1 protein-coding gene is annotated in these 395 nt (G+C 67.1%); it reads right to left on the reverse strand.

The window, feature by feature from the left end; genetic code table 11:
• Positions 1–140: 140 nt before the first annotated feature.
• On the reverse strand, positions 141–383 hold the full coding sequence (locus tag CVH10_RS18010) for a TrbI/VirB10 family protein (RefSeq protein ID WP_369335866.1): 243 nt from the start codon (positions 381–383) through the stop codon (positions 141–143).
• Positions 384–395: the final 12 nt, after the last annotated feature.

Genomic DNA, 395 nt, shown 5'->3' on the forward strand with positions numbered 1-395 from the left:
TCAGCCACCGGTCCGCCGCCAATCGCCAACGTCAGGCTCGGGGCTCCATTGGAAGAAGGTCCGCGTCACGTTCGAGGTCTTCGCGCCTGAGCCGACGCCCCTCCAGGAGCAGCCAGTCGAGTCGTTCCCGGAGTTGATCGTCAGAAAAGCCGGGCGCCCAGGCGAGCGGCCTCAGTTCGATGAGCGCCTCCTCCTGGCCCATCCGGAACTCCCCCGTCAGGGTGGTCAGTTCGATGGTCAGGCTGATGCTCTGGGACCGATGCCGGTTGGGGCAGGACGAGATGGCGGCCGCTGACGGTGTCATAGACATTCTGCGACACCGTCGCGACGACCGGCCCGGCGCGCGCGGTGTCCACCCCGGTCAACAGGACCGCAGGAATGATCGCGCCAGCCTT

The sequence above is a fragment of the Halomonas sp. ND22Bw genome, assembly GCF_003011945.1.
Classification (GTDB): domain Bacteria; phylum Pseudomonadota; class Gammaproteobacteria; order Pseudomonadales; family Halomonadaceae; genus Halomonas; species Halomonas halophila.